The 19,225-nt window shown below is 68.9% G+C and carries 17 protein-coding genes; 11 read left to right on the top strand and 6 right to left on the bottom strand.

Annotated features, from left to right (window positions below; genetic code table 11):
* Positions 1-264: 264 nt before the first annotated feature.
* A complete protein-coding gene (locus tag IPI43_24510) occupies positions 265-1,377 on the bottom strand; it encodes a transposase (GenBank protein MBK7777248.1) in 1,113 nt (370 codons plus the stop codon).
* A 99-nt stretch (positions 1,378-1,476) separates the two neighbouring features.
* The gene (locus IPI43_24505) at positions 1,477-2,334 is read right to left on the bottom strand and encodes a tyrosine-type recombinase/integrase (GenBank protein ID MBK7777247.1); all 858 of its coding nucleotides are present in this window, start codon (positions 2,332-2,334) and stop codon (positions 1,477-1,479) included.
* A gap of 321 nt (positions 2,335-2,655) precedes the next feature.
* Between IPI43_24505 and IPI43_24500 the strand changes: the two genes are divergently transcribed.
* The gene (locus IPI43_24500; protein MBK7777246.1) at positions 2,656-2,994 is read left to right on the top strand and encodes a hypothetical protein; all 339 of its coding nucleotides are present in this window, start codon (positions 2,656-2,658) and stop codon (positions 2,992-2,994) included.
* Between the two features lie 184 nt (positions 2,995-3,178).
* Here IPI43_24500 and IPI43_24495 read toward each other — a convergent pair whose 3' ends face one another.
* Both IPI43_24495 and IPI43_24490 read right to left on the bottom strand, forming a co-directional pair.
* Positions 3,179-4,657, bottom strand: a complete 1,479-nt coding sequence (locus IPI43_24495) for a hypothetical protein (protein ID MBK7777245.1) — start codon at positions 4,655-4,657, stop codon at positions 3,179-3,181.
* The gene (locus IPI43_24490; GenBank protein MBK7777244.1) at positions 4,654-5,322 is read right to left on the bottom strand and encodes a tetratricopeptide repeat protein; all 669 of its coding nucleotides are present in this window, start codon (positions 5,320-5,322) and stop codon (positions 4,654-4,656) included. The genes IPI43_24495 and IPI43_24490 overlap by 4 nt, the downstream gene beginning before the upstream one ends.
* Positions 5,323-5,630: 308 nt before the next feature.
* On the opposite strand from IPI43_24490, the gene IPI43_24485 reads away from it, so the two are divergent.
* Positions 5,631-7,286 carry a transposase gene (locus IPI43_24485; protein MBK7777243.1) on the top strand — a complete coding sequence of 552 codons (1,656 nt, stop codon included), beginning with the start codon at positions 5,631-5,633 and terminating at the stop codon, positions 7,284-7,286.
* Positions 7,287-7,746: 460 nt separating this feature from the next.
* On the opposite strand, the gene IPI43_24480 is transcribed toward IPI43_24485, so the two are convergent.
* Entirely contained in the window at positions 7,747-8,325 is a 579-nt protein-coding gene (locus IPI43_24480; GenBank protein ID MBK7777242.1) for a Uma2 family endonuclease, read from the bottom strand.
* A gap of 125 nt (positions 8,326-8,450) precedes the next feature.
* On the opposite strand from IPI43_24480, the gene IPI43_24475 reads away from it, so the two are divergent.
* From IPI43_24475 to IPI43_24455, 5 genes are read left to right on the top strand one after another with little or no spacing between them, the layout of a single operon-like run.
* The gene (locus IPI43_24475) at positions 8,451-8,774 is read left to right on the top strand and encodes a hypothetical protein (GenBank protein MBK7777241.1); all 324 of its coding nucleotides are present in this window, start codon (positions 8,451-8,453) and stop codon (positions 8,772-8,774) included.
* A 32-nt stretch (positions 8,775-8,806) separates the two neighbouring features.
* Positions 8,807-9,406 (top strand): hypothetical protein, encoded by a 600-nt coding sequence (locus IPI43_24470; protein ID MBK7777240.1) that lies wholly within the window; start codon positions 8,807-8,809, stop codon positions 9,404-9,406.
* A gap of 11 nt (positions 9,407-9,417) precedes the next feature.
* Complete coding sequence (locus IPI43_24465; GenBank protein MBK7777239.1) at positions 9,418-11,472, top strand: hypothetical protein; 2,055 nt, start codon at positions 9,418-9,420, stop codon at positions 11,470-11,472.
* 14 nt (positions 11,473-11,486) lie between these two features.
* Positions 11,487-12,023: a winged helix-turn-helix transcriptional regulator gene (locus IPI43_24460; GenBank protein ID MBK7777238.1), complete on the top strand. Its 537-nt coding sequence runs from the start codon at positions 11,487-11,489 to the stop codon at positions 12,021-12,023.
* Positions 12,024-12,051: 28 nt separating this feature from the next.
* A complete protein-coding gene (locus IPI43_24455) occupies positions 12,052-13,851 on the top strand; it encodes a chloride channel protein (protein ID MBK7777237.1) in 1,800 nt (599 codons plus the stop codon).
* A 60-nt stretch (positions 13,852-13,911) separates the two neighbouring features.
* Here IPI43_24455 and IPI43_24450 read toward each other — a convergent pair whose 3' ends face one another.
* On the bottom strand, positions 13,912-14,565 hold the full coding sequence (locus tag IPI43_24450; protein MBK7777236.1) for a hypothetical protein: 654 nt from the start codon (positions 14,563-14,565) through the stop codon (positions 13,912-13,914).
* 55 nt (positions 14,566-14,620) lie between these two features.
* Here IPI43_24450 and IPI43_24445 point away from each other — a divergent pair, with 55 nt between their 5' ends.
* From IPI43_24445 to IPI43_24430, 4 genes are all read left to right on the top strand, one after another.
* Positions 14,621-15,853: a hypothetical protein gene (locus IPI43_24445; GenBank protein ID MBK7777235.1), complete on the top strand. Its 1,233-nt coding sequence runs from the start codon at positions 14,621-14,623 to the stop codon at positions 15,851-15,853.
* Positions 15,854-15,862: 9 nt separating this feature from the next.
* Entirely contained in the window at positions 15,863-17,197 is a 1,335-nt protein-coding gene (locus tag IPI43_24440) for an ATP-binding cassette domain-containing protein (GenBank protein MBK7777234.1), read from the top strand.
* Between the two features lie 252 nt (positions 17,198-17,449).
* Positions 17,450-18,658 (top strand): carboxypeptidase regulatory-like domain-containing protein, encoded by a 1,209-nt coding sequence (locus tag IPI43_24435; GenBank protein MBK7777233.1) that lies wholly within the window; start codon positions 17,450-17,452, stop codon positions 18,656-18,658.
* A 95-nt stretch (positions 18,659-18,753) separates the two neighbouring features.
* Positions 18,754-18,960 carry a hypothetical protein gene (locus IPI43_24430; GenBank protein MBK7777232.1) on the top strand — a complete coding sequence of 69 codons (207 nt, stop codon included), beginning with the start codon at positions 18,754-18,756 and terminating at the stop codon, positions 18,958-18,960.
* Positions 18,961-19,225 lie beyond the last annotated feature (265 nt).

Below are 19,225 nucleotides of genomic sequence, written 5' to 3'. Positions count from 1 at the left end.
TGAACGGAGCCGCGGAGCATCACCCAGAGGGGAGCACTTGCCTATGCACAAATCGCGGCAGTCCCCCGGAGGCGCCGTCGCTCTTTCCATGGCTTGGACGTGCACGCGTCTGCGTGCGGGGACGCCGGCACGTCAGATCCTCGCGCGCAGCCTGGCCTGTCGCGTGCGCAAAGCGAGATGCCACTGCGGGACGCACGAGCGCCACCACCGCAGCCGACGAACAGTCGCTGCGCGACGTATGCCCGTGCATGTCGTGGGCGATGGTCATGACGAGTCGAGCCTCTGTGGTCCCGCCTCGGTCGGCAAGGGGAGCACGAGGAGCGGCGTGCCGCAGCGCGGACACTGCAACGGGTCGCGTCCGTTGAGGGCCAGCATGAGCTCGACCCAGGTGCGTGGACTCGCGCGCTCACCGGGCTCCACCACGCGTGCCGAAGCGGTGGTGTTGCCGAGAGCGGCCTGTGCGCGAGCGAGGGTGAGAGAACGGACGTGACTGGTGGAGACGAGGCCGGCGTGACGGATCTTGTGGAAGCCCCTGGGCAAGGTGTGGCGCAGGAGGCGAGCGAGGAAGTCCACCGCGTGGAGGGTGCAGGACTTCCCGTCCTTGGTGGCGAAGGTCACGGCCTCGCCGTCGTAGCGGATGAGGCGCGCGTTCGAGATGCCGACGCGGTGCGTGTAGCGCCCGAGGTACGCGAACACCTGCTGCGCTCCCGCGAACGGCGCCTTCGCGTAGACGTGCCACCTCGTCTCGAAGAGCGCGCGCCGCACGGGCTCCACCTCGTGAGGCGGCAACACCAGCGTGCCCGCGTCGAGCGCCTGCAGGACGGCTTCGCGCACGATGCCTCGGACGAGCTTGGCGAGAGCCCTCACGGGGAAGAGGTACCGGCCGTTGCGGCGCACCGGGACCCACCGCTGTCCGGCGAGGTCGTAGCCGCCGGCGCTGACCACGGCGTGCACGTGAGGGTGGTAGAGCAGCTCGCGGGTCCACGTGTGCAACACCAGCGTGATGGCGGGCAGCGCACCGAGTCGCTTCGGGTCGGCCGCCATCGTGAGCAGGCTGCGGCGCGCCGCCTCCATCAGGAGCCCGTACATGGCCCGGCGCTCGCGCGCGAAGAGCGCGCGCAGGGGCTCGGGGATGGTGAAGACCACGTGGAAGTAGCCCACGTCGAGGATGCGTTCGCGCCTCGCCTCGAGCCACCGCAGCTGCGACAGGCTCTGGCACCCCGGGCAGTGTCGGTTGCGGCACGAGTTGTAGCGAGGCTGCTCGTAGTCGCAGCCGGGGCACTTGTGCAGATGCCCGCCGAGCGCCGCCGTCCGACAGCGCTCGATGGCCCGCAGCACTTGGTGCTGCTCCGGGCTCAGCGCGTGCTCTTGGCGCACGCGCTCTCCGTGAGCGCGCGCGATCTCACCCACACTCAGCCCAGGCTCGCGCCGGGCCACAGACCCGTGCTCGTGCGCCATGACTGCCGCCTCGGCGTCCTACGCAAGTCGTGCCCCGTCTGGCGTCCCGAGCACGGCCAATGGATTCACGAGCGACTGCCGGCGCGCTTCGGACAAGTGCGTGTAGCGGGTGGTGCTCAAGATGGAGCGGTGCCCCAGCAGCACCTGCACCGTGCGGATGTCCGCGCCGAGCTCGAGCAAGTGCGTCGCGAAGCTGTGACGCAGCAGGTGCGGATAGACGCGCTTGGTCAGACCTGCGCGCGCGGCCGCGAGCCGCAGCAGGGCGTGCACCGCCTCGCGCGTCAGCGACGCGCGACCTTTGCGACCTGGAAACAGACCCTCGCTCCGGTGGCGACGCAGACGCATCCACTCTCGCAGCGCCTCGAGCGTGACGGCCGGCAGCGGCACGATGCGGTCACGACGCCCCTTGGTGTGGCGGACCGTCAGCACACCGCGTCCCGAGTCGACGTCGGCTGTCGTCAGCGACAGCGCCTCGGAGATGCGCAGCCCCGAGCCGTAGAGCAGCATGACGAGGGCACGGTCGCGAGGGCGCTCGATGGCGTCGAGCAGCCGCTGCACTTCGCTCCCGGAGAGGATGGCGGGCTGCTTGTCGTGCTCCACCACGCGACGGATCGAGTGCATGACTTCGGGGCGACGCAACGTCACCCCAAAGAGAAAGCGCAGCGCGCTGAGCGCCACGTTGATGCTCCTCGGCGCCCGGCCCGCTCGTCGAAGGTGCATCACCCATGCGCGCACCTCCTCCGTGTCCAGCGCCCGCGGGTCGCGCCTGTGGAACGCCACGAACTGCTTTGCGTACCGCAGGTAGGTCTCCCGCGTGTTCGCGGCAACGCCTCGCAGGAACAGGTCCTGCTCCATTCGGTCTCGTACTTCGCCCATCGCTCGCCTCCATGGCTTGGCCACGTCCCCGATGGACGGGCTCAATCCACAGCGTCGATCCGATGAAGCCGCCGTGCCCCTGAACGTCGCGATGTCCCTCAGCCGCGCGACATCAGGCCTGCCGCGGAGCGGCTTCGTTCAACATCCTAACTGCGCAACACGCTGTCGGTCAGCGGCGGGGGCGGCGGCGCCAGCAGCTTTGGAGTGTGCCCAGTCAACTCCTTCGGTGGTGCGAGCGGCGGCTCGGGTGGCACCGGCGGCTGTGGGGGCGTGGGTGGCACCGGCGGCCAGCCGGGCGGGTCGAGCATCGGGATCATCAGCGTGAATGCGAGTCTCGTCTTCACCGACGTGAGCATCCAGACTGGCGACGGCGGCGACGGCGGCGCCGGCGGCGCGGGTCAGGACGGTGGTCCGGGCGGCGCTGGCGCGGGTGGCGGGTCGTCCCCCTACGGCGCATGCGGCGGGGGCATGGGCGGCCCCGGTGGCGTCGGTGGGACGGGCGGCGGCGGCGGCGGCGGTCACTCGCTCGGCATCGCGTACTTTGGAGCGGCGCCCGCGTCCGCGACGGTGACGTTCACGCTGGGCACCCCCGGGACGGGTGGCGGCACCGGACCGGAAGCTGGCGCGGGCGGCGTCGCCGCGGACAACCAGGCGTTCTGAACGCGCAGGGATCAGGCCTTCGGGGAGCAAGCACCGAGGGCACCGGTGCGGACCCGAGCGGCAGTACTGCATGCGGTGTGGGTAGCTGAAGGCTCCCCACGACCGACACCGCGTGACCTCGTCCCGGGCGCTCGGTGGGCGACCGCGCGTTCGGTCGGACGGCGCACCCGCAGTGCAATGGACGCTACGGCTGAGGCTGACAGACGAAGCCCTGATTGACGTTACAGAACTCGGTCGCGTTGTCGCAGCAGTCCATGGGTGACCCACACCCCAGCGTGTTGGCGGGGCAGGTGCACGTGGCGTCGACGCAGTTCGCCGGACCGCAGTTGTTGCCACACTGGAAGCAGTTGTCGTGGTTGCTCCGTAGGTCGACTTCGCAGCCGTTGCCCCAGTTGCCATCGCAGTTGCCGAAGCCTGCGTTGCAGACGAAGCTGCATGAAAAGTTGGAGCACTGCGATGCCGCGTTCGTGGGAGGCGACGGGCAGATGAACCCACACACGCCACAGTTGACGGGGTCGCGCTCGATCCGCACCTCGCATCCCGTGGCGGGGTCGTTGTCGCAGTTCGAGTAGCCGGACGCACACGTAATCGAGCACATCGAATTGGTGCAGCGAGGGCTGGAGTTGGCAGTGGTGGCGCAGACGTTCCCGCACTCGCTGCAGTTCGCTGCGGTGCGCGTGAGGTCGGTCTCGCACCCGTTCGCAGGGTCACCGTCGCAGTCGCCGAAGCCCTCCATGCACGCGAAGCTACACGCCCCGAGTGCACACGTCGGCACGCCGTGGTCCACCACGGGACACTCGTTGTCGCACATCCCGCAGTGGATGGCGTTGCTCTCCGTGTCCGCGCAGCTGGTGCCGCACAGGGCCAGGGAGCCGCAGGAGTCCGAACAGCCGTAGGTGCCATCCGACCCAAGGCACACCGGGGTTGCGCCACCGCACGTGAATCCGCACGCACCACAGCTCGACGCCGTGGTCACGTCGGTCTGGCAATCGGTCAGGTCGCCGTCGCACGTGGCGAACCCCGGGGGACAGACCAGCGTGCACGCGCCGGCCTCGCACGCCGCGGCGCCGCGTGTCCCGGCCTGGCACGCGTTGGCGCACGTTCCGCAGTTGTCTTCGTCATCGTCGAGGTCGACGCACCCGTCCGCGCAGCGCTCGAGGCCCTCCGCGCACTCTTCGAAACCTTCGAGCGAGCCGGGCGGCTTGTAGTTGCTACCGCATACGGCGTCCACGCAGCCCTGGTCCGCGTTGGCACACGTGACGGAGACACAGGTGTCCCAGAGGCGCAGCTCGATGACACGCGTCTCCTCGGCCACATAGCCGCTGACCACGCTGGTGGTGACGAACGACACCTCGGCCCCGCCGACCACTTCGATGCCGTGCGCCACCACGCGAAACAAGCGGTCGGGGTCGTTCCCGGCCGGGGCGAGCACAAGCTGCCGTCGCACGGTGGGGTCGTAGTCCTCTTGCTCGACGAGCTCGTCCGGCACGAGGCTGCCGCCTTGGCGCGTTCCGCCGAACACCTGGACACGCAGCCTGGTAGCGCGGGCGAGCACCCCCGGGTCGGCGTAGACGAACACGACGACCTGCGACGCGGTTGGCGTCGACGTGCAGCCAGAGTAGCCCAGAGCCGCTACGGCGAGCGTCACGAGGACTCGCTTCATGGTGCCCCTCGCAGCGTCAAGATCACGTTGCCGCTGTCACCACGCACCGTGTAGTTGGGCTGCGACTCGCGGCCGGTGAGCACGACGCTCAGGACGACGACGACGGCGACGACGACGACGCTCGCGCTCACCAGACCGATCGTGAGGCCCCTCGATCGTCCACTCTCGTCGGTATCGGAGAGGTCCGCGCCGGCCGGTCCCGCGGGCCTGCCCATCGCGGCGCGTGCGGCATCCTCGGGCGAGGGCGCGACGCCCGCTCGCTGTTCGAGCGCGCGTTGGTTGGCGAGCTGCTGATCCAACACCTCCAACCGAGCCTCGATTTGGGGCCGCCTGGGGGAATCGGGGCTGCCCTCGAGATAGGAACGGAAGGCGGTGATCGCCTCCTCGAGTCGGCCGACGCGGTCGGCTGCGGTGCCGATGTTGTAGAGCAGCTCAGGTCGACCGCTGAGCTCGTAGGAACGCTTGAAGTGGCTCAGCGCCTCCTCGAACCGCCCCTGATCGAACGCGCTCCGCCCCGCGATGAAGAGCGCTCGGGCCTCTTCTTCGTTGTCGGTCGCTGGGCTCACGGCTTGCGCTTGCAGCGTGGGGGTCCAGGCGAGCCCCGCCACGAACACCAGTGCTACGAGAACCACCCTGACCCGCACATCGACTGCCACCAGCACCATGGACGAAATAGTTCAGCGAGTCGCGCGCCGGTGTCAACTTGAATCGACTGGGCCGCCCCGACGTGGTCATCGAGCTCCAGGCAGCAGTGTCGCCGTCGCTGTTGCGCCAAGGTCGTATGGAAACGCGAGACAGAACAGCTCGTCGTCGGGAGACTTCTCAAAAGGTCCCTGGCGGCCGCTGGCGCCGCGTGAGGGCGTCGGCAGCGGCGTAGGGGATCGACATGAGCGACAGGCTGTGATCTAAGGTATGGGTGTCGCACGAGGCGCAGCAGCGGATAGCAGAGCTCGAACAGCGGAACGCGGAGCTGATGGCAGCGTTGTCCGCGCTGAGCGAGCAGGTGGCTCGGCTGATCGAAGAGAACCGGGCTCTCCGGAAGCGCCTCGAGGCCAAGGGCGGGGGTGGTACGTCGGGCGGCTCGGGTGGCGGACCGACGCCTTCGTCGCTGCGCGAGAAGGCGGAGAAGCAACGGCAGGGCAAGGCTCGCCGGAAGGCGGCGCGGGCCGCGGCGGAGCCGAAGCTGCGGGGACGCGGCAAGCGCAGCAAGCGACCGGCGTGCGAGGTCGACGAGACGCAGTTCATCAACGTGCCCGCAGGGGAGCTGCCGGCCGACGCGAAGCCGAACGGCTACGTCAACCGCATGTTCTATGGCGTGCGCTTGGTCCGGCACAACGTGAGGGTGCGGCTCCGTGAGTACATCTCCCCGACGGTGGGGCGCGTCGTCGCGAAGCTCCCACCTGGTTGGAAGGGCGAGTTCACGCCGGAGCTGCACATCGTGATCAACTCGCTGAGCGTCGGCGGGATGACGGAGACCAAGATCCGCGAGCTCCTCGCCGACCACGGCGTGAAGGTCTCGGCCGGGCAGATCAATCGCATCCTCCTGATGACCGCCGACATGTTGCGCGACGAGCAGCTCGCCGCCCACCGCGCGGGCATGCAGAACTCGCCCGTCGTCGGCATCGACGGCACGCACTCGACGTGCGACGGCGACCCGCGGGTCTGCCACATCGTGGGCAACGAAGCCTTCACGACGCTGACGACCACGGAGCACAAGGACCGCGTCACCGTGTATGGCGTGCTGGCCGGCGCGCCCGTGGGCCACTGCGTTGGCGAGCACGCGCTGGCGCACCCCGACCTCGGCGTCGCCGCCCGGGAGGTGCTGCGTCGTGTCCACGCCGATGAGCCGGTGCTCGCGTGGGCGGACGAGTCGCTCACCGAGCTGGCCACGAAGCTGCGCACCGAGGGTCTCGACGCTGCCGAGATGGACGGCTTCCTGCGGCGCGCCATGCTGGGGGCGAGCTCCGAGACGCTCCGTCACATGCGCGAGGCCACGGCGTCCGAGTGGCTTCGCTCGATGCTGCGGTTCCTGCCGCTGGTGATGCTGGCCGATGGCGGAACGAACTACCACGGGGTCCTTGCGGTGCTGCAGCTGTGTTGGATCCACATGCTCCGCCCCTTCAGCCTGCTCGCGGAGGGCACGGACAGCGTGCGTGTGCTCACCGAGGGGTGGGCGCTGTACAGCCGGATCAAGGCCTTCCGAGAAGCCCCCGAGCCCATCGAAGCAGCCGCCATTGCTGCCAACTTCGATCGCGTCTTCGACCCCGAGCGATGCGGTGACGCCGACGTGCGCCGACAGGTGATGACGACCGTGTCGCACAAGGACAACCTCCTCACCGTGCTCCGGCACCCGTTCGTGCCGCCCGAGAACAACGGTCAGGAGCGAGGCGCCAAGGCCCGCGTGCGCAAGCGCGACATCAGCTTCGGACCGCGCTCCGAGCAGGGGCTCCAGGCGTGGGACACCATGCAGTCCACCGTCGGCACACTGCGCAAGCTCGGCATCAGCCCCACCACCTTCATCGCCGACCGCATCACTCAAGCCAACGCCATCCCTCCGCTCGATGTCCTCGTCACGAACGAGTGCCTACGACGCTGGGGGCCGATGGACGCGTTGCCAGGGACTCTTTGAGAAGTCTCGTCGTCGGCGGGCTCGGGGCCGGAGAAACCAACCACGCGGACGATGCGCGAATGACCCCGCGTCGGCGGCAGGCCAAGGTCGACGATGGACCAGGCCCCACCGCGATGACAAAGCAAGGGGTCGTCGCGCCACACGCCCAGGTAGGTCGCGCCGTTGGTCGACGTCCACGCATCGTTAGCGTGTTGAAAGCCCAGGTACCTGACCTCCTTCACATCGTGGAGCGGGAGGACTTCGAGGTCGTCCCGACCGAGGGCGATGGCGGTGGCTTCGCTGGTCCCGATAACCACCGTAAGCTTTTCGAACGCTCCATGCCAATCATTCATGCTACCTATGGGCGCGGATGCCATCATCAATATCCGTAGATGCATCGAACCATCCGTCGAGTCCACTCCGGTCCGCACCGCGTCGAACCGGTCGACGCGCTGAGCACCGCATACCGCGATCGCAGGCGCTAGCCCCGCAGGCCCGTACTCTCCCACAGCCGGATGAGGTCGAGCGGCACCGCATCGAACGGTGGAATCGCGGCAGCACGCTCCTCGGCCCAGGTGCCCAGCCATACCCAGCGGCCTGCGTTCAGCTCGTAGGCTTCCACGCGACCCTCGACCGGCTCGACCAGCCAGAGGTGTGCAACACCGTGTGAGGCGTACACGGGCACCTTGATCAGTCGGTCGCGTTGCGTGGTCGAGGGCGATGCCACTTCAGCCACCCAGTCGGGGACCACGCTGAAGCTGGCGCCCACGCGCGCTTCAGGCGGGAGGCGCTCCACGCGCCAGGCGGCCAGGTCGGGCACGAGCACATCGCCATGAAGGTGAAGCTCGGGCTCGACAGCGAAAATCCAACCTCCGGGGCCACCGCGACCGCGGTCGAAAGGAGAGCCCAGATCCATGCCGAGACCGGATGCCACGAACGTGTGTGGCCCCGTGGGACGCGGCTGCGTGTACAGCTCGCCGGCGATGATCTCGCCCGTCACGTTCTCGGGCAGCGCGCGAAGTTCTTCGTAGGTTGCGCGACGCTCGGCAGTCGACGTCATGCTTCGATGCTACGGGCGGAGATGACGCGCGGCAAGCGACTCCGCACCACCGACAGCGCGTCAGAGCGACGCGTCGAAGCCAGCCCCCGTGCGTCACCGGCGCTGAAGTGTGAGAGCCTCCTGGCATGACGGTGTTCCATTCTCTCCGCACGGGGCTTGCGGTGGCCTTGTTCAGTGTCGTCGGTGGTAGCTGTGGTGGAGGAGGCCCACGTGGAGCCGGCACGCCACCGGTCAGCGTGCCGCCCAACTCGGACGCCCCCTGGCAGGTGCGTGCGCTATTCAGCTACGGTCAGCGGGACCTGGTCGACGTGGACGGGGAGGGCGTGCGCTTCGTGGCCGACGGGATGCGCGTGCAGCTCGAGGGGGACCGCGTGCGCTTCGCAGTCGAGCACGTGTTGCCCATAGGAAACATGAACACTTTCAAGCTGTTGTACGGAAAGTTTACATAACATTCTAACTGCGCAACACGCTGTCGGTCAGCGTGTCGCTGGGCGGCATCATGGCTCCGCAGCTGCTGTCGCAGTCCGACGCCTTCAGCGCCACCGCGCTGGTGGTCCCCGGCGGCCGCCTCTCCGACGTGGTGGTCAACGACGAGAGCATCATCCAGGGAGCGCTCGAGATCTTCCTGCCGGGACAGGGCCGCGACGCGCGCCTGACGCTGCTGGTGGCCGAGATGTTCCAGACCGCCATGGACCGCGGGGATGGCGCCAGCTGGGCACCGCACGTGATGGGCGACCGCCTGCGCGGCGACGTGCCCGACATCGTGCTGGGCATGGTGGTGCGTGACTCGGTGGTGCCGAACTCCTCGCAGTTCACGCTGATCCGGGCGCTGGACATCCCGATCGTGGGCGACGTGCTGCGCCCCGATCTGGGCATCGCCTCCGTGAGCAGCATGAGCGGCGCGCACGTCGCCGGCGCCGTGCAGGTGGAGTGGATGGAAGAGGGCGCTGGCCGCGCTCCCGCCACGCACGCCGACATCGCCGACAACCCGACGGGCGCCGATGCCTGGTTCGGCTTCCTCGACTCCGCCTGGGACGGCGCGCCCGTCACCATCGTCGAGCCCGCGCGGCTCACTCCATGAACGCGAGACCCATGCCCACTCGAATCAAGCCCTTCCCGCTCTCCCTGCTCTTGCTCCCCGCGCTGTTCAGCGCGTGCGGCGACGGTCACGTGGACGTCCCCGTGGATGGCGGACCCGACGACAACGGCCCGGTGGACGCGGGGCCAGAGATCCCCGTCACGGAGGGCTGCGAGAACCTCGAGCCGCTGCACTGCATGCTGCCGTGGCCGTCGAGCCGCTTCCTCACCGCGGACAGCAGCACGGAGACGGGCTTCCGCGTGGACCTCCCCGAGGAACACATGCCGCGCGACGGACGCGGCCGCATCATCACGCGCACCAGCACGTGGGAGCGCTTCGATGGCTTCAGCCCCAGCACCACGTTGATGACGGGCTTCGCCGGCAAGCTGGACGACGAGAACCTGGCGGACGAGCTGCACATCATGGACACGCTGGTGGCCAGCTCGCAGACGCTGCTCTTGGACGCGACGACCGGTGAGCTGGTCGCGCACTTCGCCGAGATCGACAAGTGGAACGCCCAGGACCCCAACACCACCACGTTCTACATGCGGCCGGCGACGCGCCTGCAAGAGAACCATCGCTACGTGGCGGCCATCCGCGCGGGCCTGCGTCTGATGGACGGCTCGCTCGTGGCCCCCAGCGAGTACTTCCGCGTGCTGCGCGATCAGGAGACCACCAGCGTGGCGGACATCGAAGACCGACGCGCCAGCATGGAGGACGTCTTCGAGCTGCTGGACACGGCCGGTGTGCCTCGCGGTGAGCTGTTGCTGGCCTGGGACTTCCACACGGGCAGCGGCCAATCCATTCGCGGCGAGCTGCTGGGCATGTGGGACGACACCAAGACGCGCTGGGCGGCCGGGACCGACGACCTCGGGACCTGCACGGTCACGAGCGTGGACGAGAACGTGAACGACACCTTGTACCGACGCGTGCGGGGCACGTTCACGGTGCCGCTCTACATGGAGACGGCGGAGGCGGGGGTGCGCGCGCATCGCAACGCGAGCGGCGAGATCACCTACAACGGCACGGCGCAGGCTCCGTTCGAGGTGGCCATCCCGCCGAGCGTGCGCGACCAGGTGCTGGCCGGCGACGGACCGGCGCGCGGCATCATGCACGGGCACGGCCTGTTGGGGGCGGGTAGCCAGACCTCGAGCGGCGGGGTCCGCGTCCTCCTCGAGCGCAGCAAGATGGTGGGCTTCGGCACCGACTACTGGGGCTTGAGCGAGGGCGACCTGAGCTTCCTGCTGAGCGGCGTGCTCACCGACTTCGGCAACTTCGACGCGATGGGTGAGCGGCTGATGCAGGGCACCATCAACTCGCTGGTGCTCATGAAGGCGTTCGCGCCGGGCGGCCCCTGCGCCACGCTACCCGAGCTGCAGGTCGAAGTGGACGACGTGATGCAGCCAGTGCTCGATGCGGACCCGCGCTACTACTACGGCATCAGCCAGGGCGGCATCATGGGCGGCACGCTGGCCGCGCTCTCCGACACCATCGACGCGTACGTGCTGCAGGTGGGCGCCGTGAACTACTCCACGCTGGTGCGGCGCAGCCTCGACTTCGTGCAGTACGACGTGCTCATGAGCTTCTCCTACCGACGCAAGCTGGACCGCGACTGGCTGGTGGTGTCGTCGCAGCCGATCTGGTCGCTGGCCGAGCCCGATGCGTACGTGAGCCACATCCTGCGCGACGCGCTGCCGGGCGTGGACATCAGCAACCGGCGCGTGCTGTTCCAGATCTCGCGCTACGACACCGAGGTCTCGAACGCCGCGTCCGACATGGCCGCGCGCGACATGCGCCTCGGTGCCCTCGACTCGAGCGTCTACATCCCGTGGAACGTCACGCCGATCACGGAGAACAGCGTGCCGAGCGCCTTCGTGATCTACCGGCTGGACGACGTGCAGCCGCTCCCGCTGGGCAGCGTGCAGCTCGCCAGCGACAACAGCGCGCATGCGGACCTGCGCTTCCAGACACCGGTGCTCGACCAGATCGAGCAGTTCGCGCGGCCCGGTGGCATGGTCGTGGACACCTGCCCCTCCGAAAGCTGTCTGCTGGACAACGAGCGGAACTAATTACATGGAGTCCCATGGATTCCAGCAAACCCGAGGAGACGCACGCGATCGTGCAGGCGCTGCGCCAGCTGGTGCACGGCCTGCGCGTGACGGCGCACTCGGTGGAGCGCGAGCTGGGGCTGACCGGCGCGCAGCTGTTCGTCCTCGGTGAGATCGCCGCCGAGCCCAACCTCTCCATCCGGCGGCTCTCCGAGCGCACGCTGACCGACCCGAGCTCCGCGTCGGTCGTGGTGGGCAAGCTCCAGGAGAAGGGCTTGGTCACCCGTGGCCAGGATCCCGCGGACCGACGCAAGAGCGTGCTGAGCGTGACCCCGGCTGGGCAGGCGCTGCTGGGCCGCGCCCCCGAACCGTATCAACACAAGTTGTTCTCGGCGCTCGAGGAGATGCCGCAGTGGCAGCGCAAGCAGCTGCACCTCGGCTTGGCCGCGCTGCTGGAAGCCGCTCCTCTCGAGGCTGCGCCGCTCGATCAGGCCGATGCCCCGCTGTTCTTCGAGGGTGCGCCCGAGGAGACGCCCAAGGCGCGAGGGAGGGCGCGTGCCAAAGCTGGCTGAGCGCTCCGGCCTGCCCGTTGCCCCGTCGATGGGCCCGCTGCTGCGCTTCATCGGCGCTGCCCATGGTCGGGGCCCCGTGGGCCGGCGCGTGGTGGGTCTCTCGGGTGCTGCGATCCTGATTGGCATCGTGGCCGCGGGGGTGGCCCACCTGCTCGGGGCCAGCATCGCGCTGATCACCAACCTCGCCTTCTACGGCGAGCTGTCGTTCGTGGACCGCTCGCCGGCCGGCAACGCGCTCGGCTGGGCGGTGGTGTTGGTCCCCGTGGTGGGAGCGCTGATCGTGGGCGTGATGGCCCGCTACGGCTCGGCCGCCATCCGCGGCCACGGCATCCCCGAGGCCATGGAGCAGGTGCTCTTCAACCAGAGCAAGATCCCTGCACGCGTGCTGCTGCTCAAGCCGCTCTCCGCCGTGATCTCCATCGGCACCGGCGGGCCCTTCGGCGCCGAGGGGCCCATCATCGCCACGGGCGGCGCGCTCGGTTCGCTGGTCGGGCAGTACGCCAAGATCTCCGCCGACGAGCGCAAGACGCTGCTGGCGGCCGGCGCGGCGGCGGGCATGTCGGCCACCTTCGGCGCGCCCGTGTCCGCGGTGCTGCTGGCCATCGAGCTGTTGCTGTTCGAGTACCGACCGCGCTCGCTCATCCCGGTGATCTTGGCCAGCGTCAGCGCCGCGGGGATGCGCATCGCCTTCGAGGGCACCGCCCCCGCGTTCGTGGTGCGCGAGCTGCAGGCGCCGTCCCCTTCGGCACTCGCGGGCTACGTAATGGTGGGTGCGGTGGCGGGCATCGCGGCCGTGCTGATCACCAAGGCGGTGTACGCCGTGGAAGATGGCTTCGCGCGCCTGCCCATCCACTGGATGTGGTGGCCCGCGCTGGGCGCCATCCCCGTGGGCGTCATCGGCTACTTCGCGCCGCGCACCATGGGCGTGGGCTACGACAACATCGAGCAGATGGTGTCGGGCGACCTCGCCGGCACGGCCCTCGCGGTGCTGTGCGGATGCAAGCTCGTGTCGTGGCTGTTCTCGTTGGGCAGCGGCACCTCGGGCGGCACGCTGGCGCCGCTCTTCACCATCGGCGGCGGTCTCGGTGCAGCCACCGCGGCGGGCTTGGCGTGGCTGCTCCCCTCGGCGGGCATGGACGTGCGCGTGGGCGCGCTGGTCGGCATGGCGGCCCTGTTCGCGGGTGCTTCGCGGGCGCCCCTCGCGTCGGTGGTGTTCGCGTTCGAGGCCACGCGGCAGCCCATGGGCCTGTTGCCGCTGCTGGGCGGCTGCGGCGCGGCCTACCTGCTCTCGTGCACGCTCATGAAGAACTCGATCATGACGGAGAAGATCGCGCGGCGCGGGCGACCCATCCCGTCGGAGTACGCCGCCGACTACTTGGAGCAGGTGCTGGTGCGCGACGTGGGCCTGCGCGACGTGGACACGCTGAAGGCCAGCCAGAGCGTGGTGACCGTGCGCAACTGGCTGCGCTCGGGCGTGCCCGCCACCGAGCATCATGGGTTCCCGGTGGTGGACGAGACGGGTCACGTGCTGGGTGTGCTCACGCAGCGCGACATCTTCGCGTGGGCCCTCGACTCCGGCAGGCTCGAGGTGCTGTTGAGCCGGCCGGTGGTGTCCATCGAGCCGTCTGCCAGCCTGCGGGACGCGGCGAACGTCATGCTCAGTGAAGGCATCGGTCGCTTGCCCGTGATCGAAGGCGGCAAGCTGCTGGGTATCGTGACGCGCAGTGATCTGCTCGAGGGGCACCGCCATCGGCTGAGCGCCACCACGCGCATCGAGCGTGCGCGTCGCATCAAGCTGTATCGACGGCGCGCGGCGCGTACCGCATAGGGACGGCTACTCCCGCGGCGGCCCCGCCTGCGTCGGCGAGCCGCATCAGAGTCGCGCGCTCTACTCCTGCAGTGTTCGTTCGAGGGCAGCGCAAATGCGAGCGAGGCGCGCCTCGCGCTCGGCCAGCTTCTCGTCCACGCGCTGCTTCATCTCCACCGCGCGTTGAGCCATGGCGAAGCGCACCTGCTCCTCGGTCGTGGCGTCGGCGCGGAGCTCGGCGGGTGCCTCCCGCTCGGCGGCCAGCTGCGCGCGCTCCTTGGTGACTGCCACCAGGCGCTCTCGGTAGACGCGCAGGCCGGCAGCACGGGTGAGCCCGGCAAGCTCGACCAGCTCGTCCTCGGCTTGCTGACGCTCCTGAATCGCGACGCTGAGCCGGACCTCGCCCGCCTGCTCGGTGGCTTCGAGCAGGGCCTTGGCTCTCTCGCCCTCGGCCGCCTGGACGGCGCGCTGACTCTCCATGTTGGATTCCGCGGTGAGTCGTGCCGCGTTGCTCTGATCGCGCTGTGCAGCGACCACCTCCTGCTGCTCGCGGAGCGCTTGCTCCAGTGTGGCGAGCTGTGCTCTCAACGTGCGGAGCTCTTCGCCGTGCTCACGCGCGGCCTCGGCGCGCACCTGCGTGGCATGCGTCTCCCGCACCGAGTCCGTGGACGCGAGCTGCTGCTCCAGCGCCTCGATGCGCGCGTGCGCGGCGGCTAGTTCATCGCGGTAGGTCATGTTGATCACTGTACCCGCGATAGCGCGCGTTCCCATGGCACGATATACCCCTTCGGTGACCCAGCTTCCCCGCTACCAACTCCGGGCACCAGCGTCGTTCCTTCGGCTCTTTCGTGACGATCACGTCCCGCAGCATCTGAGCCTGGACGATATCGGCACGGTGGAGATGTGGGCACTCGCGGGACTCGCAGCCTTGGCGCGGCGCAACGGCGAGCCGGCGCTGGAGGTCGCCAACTCGCGAACAAGTGAAGCAGGACGCTTCGCATCTGCAGTCGGATTCGAGGACGTCGTCGCAGGACTGCCATCGACAACCCTCGGCGAGGCCGGGCGGACCATCAAGCTGCAGCGGATCCGCGATATCCAGGAGGTAGAGCGAGTTGCCCGACGCATCGTCGACCTGATGCTGCCTGCGTCAGAGGAAGACGAGACGCGGAGCACGCTGCTCTACGTGTTGGTGGAGTTGATGCGGAACGCCGTGCAGCACTCGCGTGACCCCAAGGGCGGAGTCGTCGCGGCGCAGCTCATGAAGGCGGGTTATGCAGGTTACCCACGCGCGGTCATACAGGTGGCCGTCGCTGACGCTGGCGTCGGGGTCCTGGAAGCGTTGCGAGCGAGCCACCCAGAGCTCGAGTCGCCGTCGGCCGCACTCGTCTTTGCATTGCGGCCTCATATCTCGGGCACTTTCACCAAGGGGAGGACCGGATCTGCGTACAACGCCGGCATGGGACTCTTCTTCATCTCCGAAATGACCAAGCTCACCCAGGGCCGCTTGCTGCTCGCCAGCCGCGGTGCGGCTCTGAGTCTTCGAGGTCACGAAGACGGCTATGCGGGAGCGCACATCGAAGAAGTGGCTCCCACCGGCAGTGGCTTTCCAGGGACCCTCGTCGCGTTCGAGATTCCGCTCGGTGAGGTCCACGATCACGCTGGGCTCATCGAGGTCATCGCTAGCAAGGCCCGAGAGCGCGCCCCGTCACGCGATCTCGCGCCGTGGATGAGGTTCGAGAAGCCGCCTGAAGGAGTCAGTAGCTTCGTCGTCCACCCCGTTGCCGAGGACATCAGCGGAGCGGCTCGGCTCGCCGCTACGATCGAAGGCCACTTGGTACGACGCGAGCCCGTGGCGCTGGACTTCCGTGGCATGAAGGTCTGCACTCAGAGCTTCTTGCATGCCCTGTTGTTCACCGGAGTGCGCCTCTCCTGGGCAGTGCAAGTGCCCATTTACGTGGAGAACGTCGCGCCCGGCGTCGCCGCAGGTCTCCGGCTGGTGGACAACTACGCACGAGGCGGCTGAACTCGCCCGATGCTCCCTGGCTTGTATCTGGTGACCGGCCCCAACGGCAGCGGGAAGTCCCGCGAGGCCCAGCGCCTGGTGGACACCCACCCCGGCGCACAGCTGCTGTCGGCCGAGACCCAGCAAGCGTTCTACGAGCGCGAGCTGGCCGACGACGAGAGCAACTTCCTCGGTGGCGCGGATCGCGGCCGCACGGTGGGCGCGCTGCTGGGAAGCGAAGGCATGGGGCACCCCTTGAGCCATGCCTTCCGCTTGGACGCTCTGCTGGAGCGCGGGTACCGGCAGCTGTCCACGGGTGAGTCGCGCAAGGTGCTCTTGCTGCGTGCGCTGCTGAGCGCGCCCAGCGTGCTCGTGCTGGACGAACCCTTCGAGGGCCTCGACGTCGCGGCCTGCAACGAACTCCGACACGCGCTCGAGCACGTGGCTGCGCAGACCCCCGTGGTGATCGCTGGCACGTTCGCGCCGCATCATGCGGACACCGCGCGCCTCCTGCCTCTCTCGCTGCTGCGCGAGGTCGCCTTGCTCGGCGCCGACGGAAGCATCGCCTTTCGCGGCGACGCGGCGACATGGCTGGCGCGCGCCGCGACCGAGAGCGAGCAGCGCCCTGCGCCGCCCACGGAGGACGGCCCCTGGCACGACGCCGATCGGACCTTCGCGGCAGGCACGCCACTGATCGTGCTGCGCGACGGCCGCGTCGCCTACGGCGAACAGGTGGTCTTCGAGGGCCTGAACATGACCGTGCGCGCCGGCGAACACACGCTGGTGGAGGGCCCCAATGGGTCCGGCAAGTCCAGCCTGCTCGAGTTGTTCACGGGCGATCACCCCCAGGCCTACGCCAACGACCTCACCTTGTTCGGCCAGCGCCGCGGCACGGGCGAGAGCGTCTGGGACATCAAGCGCAACGTGGGCCTCGTGAGCGGCCGCCTGCACCGCGACTACCGCGTGAGCGCCAGCGTCGAGACCGTCCTGATCAGCGGACTGTTCGACAGCATCGGCCTCTACGAAGCCCCCGGTCCACGCGCCCGCACGCGCGCCCGCCGCTGGCTCCGCTGGCTGGACCTCGACTTGAACCCCGAAGACGCCTTCCGCGAGCTGTCGTACGGCGCTCAGCGCTTGGTCCTGGTCGCGCGCGCCGCGATCAAGGTGCCGCCGCTGGTGGTGCTGGACGAGCCCACCGCCGGCCTCGACGCCGACAACCGCGCCCACGTCCTCGACCTGGTCGGCTCGCTGTGCGCGCAGACCGCGAGCACCGTGCTCCTCGTCACCCACCGCCCCGACGAGCGCGCATGGTGGCAGGAGCACGTCGCCGGCCCGTGCGTGTCGCTCGGTCACCCGGAACCGTAGCGCCGAGTCCGAGGGCCAGTCCTAGCCCGCAAGGCGCCTGCGTCCCCTCCCACGGACCCTCACCGGCGATACCCACATCACGCGACTTGTCGGCGGAGCGGCAACGTCTATCCTGCGCGGGTGCTTGCCCACCGCTCCCATGCGCTCGCCTGCTTGATCGCCACGACGGGGTCTCTCTCAGTCGCGTTGATCGCGCCTCCCACCCTGCTCGCGCAGCCTGCTCCAGCGGATGCTCCCGCGGCGCCGGCGCCCGTGCTGACGCCTCCCCGCGTGCTGCGCTTCGTGGACGCCGAGCTGCCTGCAGGGGCGCTCGATGGGCTGGAGCAGCCGGCCGTGCTGATCGAGCTGATCGTCGGGGTGGACGGCAGCGTCAGCGAGGCGCGCGTGCTGGAAGGCCTGTCGCCCGAGCTGGACGCCGCGGCGCTGGCCGCCATCCAGCAGTTCCTCTTCGAGCCCGCGCGCCGCAACCTCGAGCCGATGGTCGCGCGCATCCGCTATGCGTATGGCTTCCGTGCGCCGACCACGGGCGGTGACTCCCCGGAGCTCCCTCCGCTGGGCACCATGACCGGTGTCATCCGTACGCACGACGACACCCCCGTCGGCGGTGCAGCGGTGCTCATCGTCAGCGCCGACGAAGCCGTGGTGCGCCGCGGGACCACCGACGCGCAGGGCAACTTCGCCTTCGAGCAGCTGCCTCCGGGCATCTACGACGTGCGCGTCACGGTGAGCGACAACGAGCCGCTCGCCTATCAGGAGGCCGTCGCCGAGGGCGAGAGCACCGACCTGGTCTACCGCCTGCCCGCGCCGCCGGCTCCGGTGGAAGAGGAGGAGTTCGGCGCCGTGGCCGTGGTGGATGCGCCGCCGCGCGAGATCACGCGCCGCACCATCCGCGGTGAGCAGCTGCGCACCATCCCGGGCACCGCCGGTGACGCCCTGCGCGCCGTCGAGATCCTGCCCGGTGTCGCGCGCCCGCCCTTCGGCGCCGGCACGCTGATCGTGCGCGGCTCGGCCCCCCGGCGACAGCGAGGTGTTCTTCGAGGGCGTCTCGGTGCCGCTGCTCTACCACTTCGGCGGCCTGAAGAGCGTCATCAACTCGCGCCTGCTCGAGAGCATCGACTTCTACCCAGGCAACTTCTCCTCGCGCTACGGACGCCGCACCGGCGGTATCCTGGAAGTCAGCCTGCGCGACCCGGCCACCGACGGCTTCCACGGCGTGTTCGAGTCGAGCGCCCTGGACGTGTCGGTCATCGCCGAGGGCCCCATCACGGAGCGGTTCGCGATCGCGGTGGCCGCGCGCCGCAGCCTCATCGACCTCGTCTTCGAGTCGATCGTGCCCGAGGACGTGGGGGTGACGGCCGCGCCCGTCTACTACGACTACCAGCTCTTCGCGACGTGGCGTCCGAACCCGCGCGACCGCCTGCGCTTGCTGATCTACGGCTCGAAACGACGCTTCGGCGCTGAACATCGAGGACTCGTTCGGTGACGACCCGGCGGCGCGCGGCAACGCCAGCCTGACCACGCGCTTCTTCAACCACCAGTTCATCTGAGACCGTCAGGTGGACGCCGACACCGAGCAGGAGCTGGCCGTCACCTTCGGCCCCATCCAGGCGCGCTTCAGCATTGGCTCGCTGGGCTTCGACGGTCGCTTCCGCCAGATCTACGGCCGCTACGAGCGGCGCATGCAGATCAACGAGCACGTGCGTCTCTTGGTGGGCTCCGACCTGTTCCTCACGCCGGTGAAGCTGAGCTACAACGGCCCATAGGAAACATGAACGCTTTCAGGCTGTTGTACGGAAAGTTGACATAACATCCTAACTGCGCAACACGCTGTCGGTCAGCAAGTTGATCCTATGCAATGCAAAGGGTTGGCCGATCTTTTCCAATGCAGCGTGCACTGCGTATGAACAGCGAGGGTTGATACTGGCGAGAGCGTACATGGGCAGTCCTTACAGGTGGTGGTCAGTACGCAGCCAGTGTAGAATCAGCAAAACAGTGAATCCATCTCATTGTTTTTGTAGAAATGATGAA

The organism is Sandaracinaceae bacterium, assembly GCA_016706685.1.
Taxonomy (GTDB): domain Bacteria; phylum Myxococcota_A; class Polyangia; order Polyangiales; family Houyiibacteriaceae; genus JADJJE01.
Note: the sequence above shows the minus strand (reverse complement) of the source record. Positions and strands in the feature narration are given on the sequence as shown.